The following is a 6440-nucleotide window of genomic DNA, read 5'->3' on the forward strand; positions in this document are numbered from 1 at the left end:
GTCTTCGTTGTAGTGAATCTCCAGCTCGCGGCCCAGCACGTCGGTGGCCCAGCTGGTGCGCGCTGCGAAGTCGTAGCGGAAGTGGAAGTGCTCGCCGTCGCTGGTCCAGTGCTCGACCACGCGGGGTTTCCCGTTGAGGGGTTCCCAGCGGTAGTGGCAGCCCAGGCCAATGGCGTTGCTGTGGGTCACCATCACGCCGTCGGCGTAGCTGAAGCTGCGCACGGTGTCGCCGTTGCGGTTGACCACGGCACTGAGCTGGCCGTGTTCGTCGTAGCAGTACTGGGTCAGCGTTTCGACAGCCTGGTTGTCGACCACCCGCTTGATGTCGGTGAGTCGACCCAATGGGTTGTCGTAGTGCAGGTGCACGCGGGTGCCACCGGTGGCGCTGATGTCGGTCAGCGTGCCTTGTTCGGTGCGGGTGAAGTGCAGGAAGTGGCCTAGGGCGTTTTCGATGCGCTGCAGTGGGACATCGGTGTCGGTGTCCGGCACTTCGCCGAAGTAGAAGAACAGGTTGTCCAGCGTCTGCAGGATGTAGTGCCCGCCCTCGGTGCACACCAGGTACACCTGCTCGTGCGGGTTGTAGATGCGCTGGCCCGGCTGGATGTTCACAAACGGAACTTCGCGGCCCTGGTTGTCGGTGAGGTAGACGAAGTTGCCGCTGCGGCGCAGGCTTTGTTCCCACGGCAGCACCCAGCCGCGGCCGAGCACGCTGTCGACGGTGAGGTCGCTGGCGTAAAAGCGTGACCATTCGATCGGCATCAGGCCCGGCAGCCTGAAGTCGATTTCGTCGGGGATCAGTTTACGGCCGGTGGTGAGGCGACCGGTTCGACCACGTAGCGGCTGGCGACTTCAACAGCGATTAAGCCTGCGGTGAACTTGAGGGCACGCCACGATGGATTTCTTGGCGGACTTAATTTGTTACGGAACGTTCACGATGACGATTGGTTATCGTGAGGCGTTATACGCCTCACGATATTAATTTAAAATTTTAAAGATCGCGTGATGCTCCAATCCCGCACCACAATCAGCTCTCACCTGCACTCAAATCGCCGCTTATAACATCAAGCAATCTTAAAGCAGAAGCACTACTTGACTGCCAGTGAATATCTTGCTCAAGTAAGTATGCAGCTTAGATATTTCGTCCTTCGTCACTCCATGCCCCAGCGGGAATTCACCAACAATTTTGGCTCCGCCAAAGTGATCGACGAATTTTGGCTTTACAAGCACCTCCAGATAATCCTGATTCAGAACAACAGCTTTAATCGCGTCGGCTGCTTCATATTGAGACTTGCCAGTTTGCAACCCAATGCATTGATCTACAGTTTCATTATCTTCATCGTCTAAGCGACTTATTATTATGAAGTTTTGAGGATCGAACGCATCGTCGCCCAATGCCACTGTTAGAACAGCATCTTCCTCATAACATTCGACTGTCGCAACCATGAATTTAATCATATTGTTCTACTCACCCACACCCAGCCCCAAAGATCCTACCAACATTCTTCGCCTTAGCGGCCGAGGCCGTTGAAAGTTCAGGATTCTGCCGTGCCATCCGGGTGGTGGCTACCCAGCACTTCGCCGTCGGGTTATCCCTCCAGCGTAGTGGTCTGGTTCAGCGCATCGGTGACGGCGATCAGGTGCTGCAGCTCATCGTAGCGGTAATAGGTGCTTTTCCCCGAGCAGTCCTCAAAGCGATCAACCTGGGCGTAGGCGTTCCACCACAGGTACTTGGACACGAAGTGGGCATCAATGACGGTGTGCGGCTAGCCGTCTTCCCCGTTTAGATACTCAGTCTTGTGGCCCAGGGATCGATTTCGATTATCAGGTTAACATGGAAAACGTTGTTCTTGATAACCTTCAGGGAAAACATTCACTATCCGAACCAGCTCATCACCGTTATATTCAAAAACAACCTCGAACTCGGAGAACTCGCTATTTGAATGCTCTTTTTGCCGTACTTTTATTTTCTCCAGCTGTGTACTAGAGTACTCATATAGCGATTCGCTACAGCCAAACGCCCCCCAATTTAAATCTCGAGATATCAGCCCCCCCTCGACCTCAGACAACAAGATATTTCTCAGCTTACCGACGCTGGTAAAATGTATACATTCAATCGAGCCATCGTTATATTTATAAAACTCTTTACTCACTATATTTTCTGACTGGCCATACACTTCCACAAACAGGATTCGCTCGCCTTCATCGAGATGATATACGTGCGTATTTTTTATACTTGCAGGTAACTTTTTTAACACCCTACCCTTTTTAAAACCTGCGCGCTCAATCTCATACGGGCAAATATTATAAAAAGGTCCTTTGGTTATTACTTTCCTAGATACCTGTGACAGCGCCTCAGACAAGTAATCCGCCCTAAAACTAGCGGAATTGGATTCAATTCTTTCAAATTTCTTTTTAAGGTAATTTAATTCGCCCACCAAGTCACCTCACTAATCAAAACAAACCACGAGCGATTTCTGAGTTAATTTTATTCAGCTCACTCAAGAAGTCAGTGCTATTATTTACTGAAATTAGTCTATCATAAACCTTTTGCTTGTAGGCGTTCGTATGGATGCTCGCGTGATTAGGCAGCGTACTACCTGCAGGAAGTTTTACCTTGCTATTAGATGGCAAGAATATTCCATTTTCCGCTGTATTAATGTCGATATCTAATTTATTCATTTTAGTTTGAAGAGCAACCATCCGCACATCTGTAGAGTTAGACATCACAATATGGTGAGCCGAATTCTTGAAAGCAGGCTCGGACTTGCCTGCCGCAACCATATTTGCTCTGAGAGCTTTAGCATCAGTCGAACATGTCAACCCCCATGGATCGATCCACACCACGGAGTTCATAGCGTATTTATAGAGATTAAAACTGCCACTCAGGCCAATTGGATCTTGAGTAATGAAGCGTCCAACTCCAGAGTCGTAGTACCTAAATGTGTTGTAGTGCAAGCCAGTTTCAGCATCAGAGTACTGGCCTTGGAAACGCAGATTCTGCTCGAGTTCATTGATCGTCAGTTGCTCAATCGCCCCCCAAGACCGATACGTCGCCTGCCAAACAATCTCACCCTCGCTATTGCTCATTTCTAGGGGCGTACCGATCTGATCGGTGTGGAAGTAGTAGATCTTCTGCTCTTGTCCCTCCGCCTGATCAACACGAGCCAACGGCGCATAGCTACCCGGCTCATAGCAATACAGGATGTTCTGCTCAGGCGTTTCCTCACGCAGCATCCTCAGCCCTTGCCAGAGGAAGTGCTTCTGCTCCGTGATGCCGTTGATCTCGGATTGCTTGGCTACCCGCCGCCCTAGGCTGTCATAGCGATACTTGCCTGTGCTCGCCAACTTGCCGTTGACCAGTGTCTCCGCCCGAACCAGCCGGTTCTCGCAGTCATAGCTAAAACTCTGAAGCTTGCTATGCCCCGAGCGCTTTTCGATCAGGTTGCCCCACGGATCATAGCGATACTCCTGATCCCGCCAACGCTTGATGCGGTTGTCTTGGACCTTATCAAACTGACGCGCATTGAAGTCCAAGCGGTTGGCCGCAGCGTCATAGCGGAACTCTTCGCTACCTACGAGGGAACCGGTATCACGGCTGTGCAACTGGCCGTTGGCTTCGTATTCGTACTTGATCTCCCCCGCGTAGCTTGTCCAGCGTACGCACCAACTCCCCGGCCGGGTCGTACTGGTAACGACGGTGAATCGGGTTGTAGGCATGTTCCACCAACAACGACGTATTGATGCCGGGGTTGTGCACTTGAGACAGCTTGTCGGCGGGTAGCGTTGACGCAAACTGCCACGCTTTGCGCCCCATGGCGTCGTAACCAAAGCAACTGGTCAGCTTGCCCTGGGTACGGAACACCTCGCGGTGCAGGTCATCGCGCTCCATGTCGCTGATGACCTGGCCGTCCAGGTTCATCTGGTGCAGGTGGCCGCTGCCGTAGTACAGGTGGTTGACCTTGCGGCCATCCGGCAGGGTCAGTGTGGTCAGGTTGCTCAGTGGGTCGTATTCGTAGCCGAGCACGCCCTGTGGGGTGATTTCCTGGGTCAGTCGGCCCAGCAGGTCGTAGGTGTACTCCAGCTTTTCTTCGGTGATGCCGAGTTGTTTGCCGATGCCGCTGGGTTGCCGCTGAATGCTCAGCAACCGGTCGACATCGTCATACGCATAGTCTTGTCGCGCATCGCGGTTGAGCTTGGCCATCAGCCGGCCAATCGGATCGCGTTCGAACAGCGTTTCGCGCTGGGGCTGTTCGCTATTCTCGCCGTAACCGGTTTGTGAGATCCCTTCTCGTACAGAGCCTAAAACTTTATCGAGCACCGGCAGGAACGATAATTCTCGGCAGCCGAGAGCGACAACAATTTGATTACACCCAGAGTGGTTGTGAAAAAATGGGGCTTCATCAGCCCCATACACAATTCCATTCCTTTGTTAAAGAGCATTATAGGGCCAGCCCAATAACTTACGTACCCCTCCTATCTAACCACCAATTTGGTTAACCGCACCAACCGACAAGCACACACACCAAAGAAGAAGCCTGATGTTACGCCAGCAAAAAAAGCCTGAAACTCAGTCAAGGAAATCGTCATTTTCTCGATAATAAATCACGCCACCGATGTAGTCACTCAAGTGTTGGCGAGTCGGTCTTTTATCAAGAATTGAAACAATATCTAAAAGGGTTGGACACTCAACGAAAGTCTTTTTGGTTTTCTCGAAATCAATCTGTTCGAGCTCAGTTTCGGCGAGGTGGTAATTAGCTTCAGCAATCGAAGCCTCGGACCCCACATCAATACCTCGATCAATAAAAATCCACCCAGTGACTGGAAGCTGATTGACGTCCTTCAGGAGTGCGGCAAACCCATTATATGTTTTCATCATATCTCCATCATCTACAGGCGGTACCACCGCCCCATTTATTACGACCACCCGTACCATCAGGGTGATATATTTTGTGATAGGTTTTGTGATCAAGCCTATCTACCAATTGCAGGGAGCCAGGGCTATCACCATGGTGCCAAGTTAGCTTCGGAGGTGAATCTCCTGAGAAGCTACCATCAATACGAGGTTGCACATGCTTAGTGATGCCGGGATATTTTGCCTCAATTGTGGCTTTGAAATCGGCATCAACATTCATGCGCTCATACACCGATTGATTGGCGAGACTGAAATGGGTGGCGTCATTAAGTTTAAACTCAGAGGGCGCCAACGTGTTCTCATGAAATATGTCATATACGCCAAGCTGACGAACACCTTCTCCGTTATACCAGCCCAGAGGATCTATCCATCGTATTGGATTAGGTGCGTAAAAATATAGATTCACACTTCCATGCAGACCGATCGGATCCTGAGTATTAAAACGACCAGTCTCCGGCGAATAATATCTAAAAGTATTGTAATGCAGTCCCGTCTCGTCATCATAGTACTGACCTTGGAAACGCAGATTCTGCTCAACATCCTTGACCGCAAGCTGTTCGAGCGCGCCCCATGGCCGATAGGTCGCCTGCCAGACGATCTCGCCTTCGCTGCTACTTAACTCCAGCGGCGTCCCAATGTGATCCGTATGGAAGTAATAGACCTTTTGCTCGTCCCCTTCCGCCTGATCCACCCGTGCCAACGGCGCATAGCTACCCGGCTCGTAGAAATACAAAATGCTCTGCCCCGGCGTCTCCTCGCGCAGCATCCTCAGCCCTTGCCAAAGGAAGCGCTTCTGCTCCGTGATGCCGTTGATCTCGGATTGCTTGACTACCCGGCGCCCTAGGCTGTCATAGCGATACGTGCCGATGCTTTCCAACTTACCGTTGAGCATTGTTTCTGCCCGCACCAGCCGGTTCTCGCAGTCATAGCTAAAGCTCTGGAGCTTGCGATGCCCCGAGCGCTTCTCGATCAGGTTACCCCACGGGTCGTAGCGGTATTCCTGATCCCGCCAACGCTTGATGCGGTTGTCTTTGACCTTCTCCAGTTGCCGCGCATTGAAGTCCAGCCGGTTGGCTGCCGGGTCGTAGCGGAACTCTTCGCTGCCCACCAACGAGCCAGTATCGCGGCTATGCAACTGGCCGTTGGCTTCGTATTCGTACTTGATCTCACCGCGCAGCTTGTCCAACGTGCGCACCAATTCGCCCGCCGGATCGTATTGGTAGCGACGGTGAATCGGGTTGTAGGCATGCTCCACCAGCAACGAGGTATTGATGCCGGGGTTGTGCACTTGCGACAGCTTTTCTGCCGGCAGGGTCGATGCAAACTGCCAGGCCTTGCGTCCCATCGCATCGTAACCAAAGCAACTGGTCAGCTTGCCCTGGGTGCGGAACACCTCGCGGTGCAGGTCATCGCGCTCCATGTCGCTGATCACCTGGCCGTCCAGGTTCAGCTGGTGCAGGTGGCCGCTGCCGTAGTACAGGTGGTTGACCTTGCGCCCGTCCGGCAGGGTCAGTGTGGTCAGGTTGCT

The 6440-nt window shown here is 52.2% G+C and carries 5 protein-coding genes and 2 pseudogenes; all 7 read right to left on the reverse strand.

Features of this window, described 5'->3' with window-relative positions; translation table 11 throughout:
* A partial coding sequence (locus ABEH27_RS25580) for a DUF6531 domain-containing protein (protein WP_346616235.1) occupies positions 1–759 on the reverse strand: 759 nt, incomplete at its 3' end.
* A 312-nt stretch (positions 760–1071) separates the two neighbouring features.
* Positions 1072–1455 (reverse strand): hypothetical protein, encoded by a 384-nt coding sequence (locus ABEH27_RS25585; RefSeq protein ID WP_346616236.1) that lies wholly within the window; start codon positions 1453–1455, stop codon positions 1072–1074.
* A gap of 80 nt (positions 1456–1535) precedes the next feature.
* Positions 1536–1808 (reverse strand): annotated as a pseudogene (locus ABEH27_RS25590) (hypothetical protein); the annotation flags it as partial.
* Positions 1809–1826: 18 nt separating this feature from the next.
* On the reverse strand, positions 1827–2435 hold the full coding sequence (locus tag ABEH27_RS25595; protein ID WP_346616237.1) for a hypothetical protein: 609 nt from the start codon (positions 2433–2435) through the stop codon (positions 1827–1829).
* 16 nt (positions 2436–2451) lie between these two features.
* Positions 2452–4270, reverse strand: a pseudogene (locus ABEH27_RS25600) (RHS repeat-associated core domain-containing protein); the annotation flags it as partial.
* A 297-nt stretch (positions 4271–4567) separates the two neighbouring features.
* Complete coding sequence (locus ABEH27_RS25605; protein WP_346616238.1) at positions 4568–4873, reverse strand: hypothetical protein; 306 nt, start codon at positions 4871–4873, stop codon at positions 4568–4570.
* Positions 4874–4883: 10 nt separating this feature from the next.
* A partial coding sequence (locus tag ABEH27_RS25610; RefSeq protein WP_346616239.1) for an RHS repeat-associated core domain-containing protein occupies positions 4884–6440 on the reverse strand: 1557 nt, incomplete at its 5' end.

The organism is Pseudomonas sp. P39-UII1, assembly GCF_039672635.1.
Classification (GTDB): Bacteria; Pseudomonadota; Gammaproteobacteria; order Pseudomonadales; family Pseudomonadaceae; genus Aquipseudomonas.

Excerpts from the sequence above, each read along its gene's own strand:
- ABEH27_RS25585 (WP_346616236.1), bottom strand. The coding sequence starts at position 1,455 with ATGATTAAATTCATGGTTGCGACAGTCGAATGTTATGAGGAAGATGCT.
- ABEH27_RS25605 (WP_346616238.1), bottom strand. The coding sequence starts at position 4,873 with ATGAAAACATATAATGGGTTTGCCGCACTCCTGAAGGACGTCAATCAG.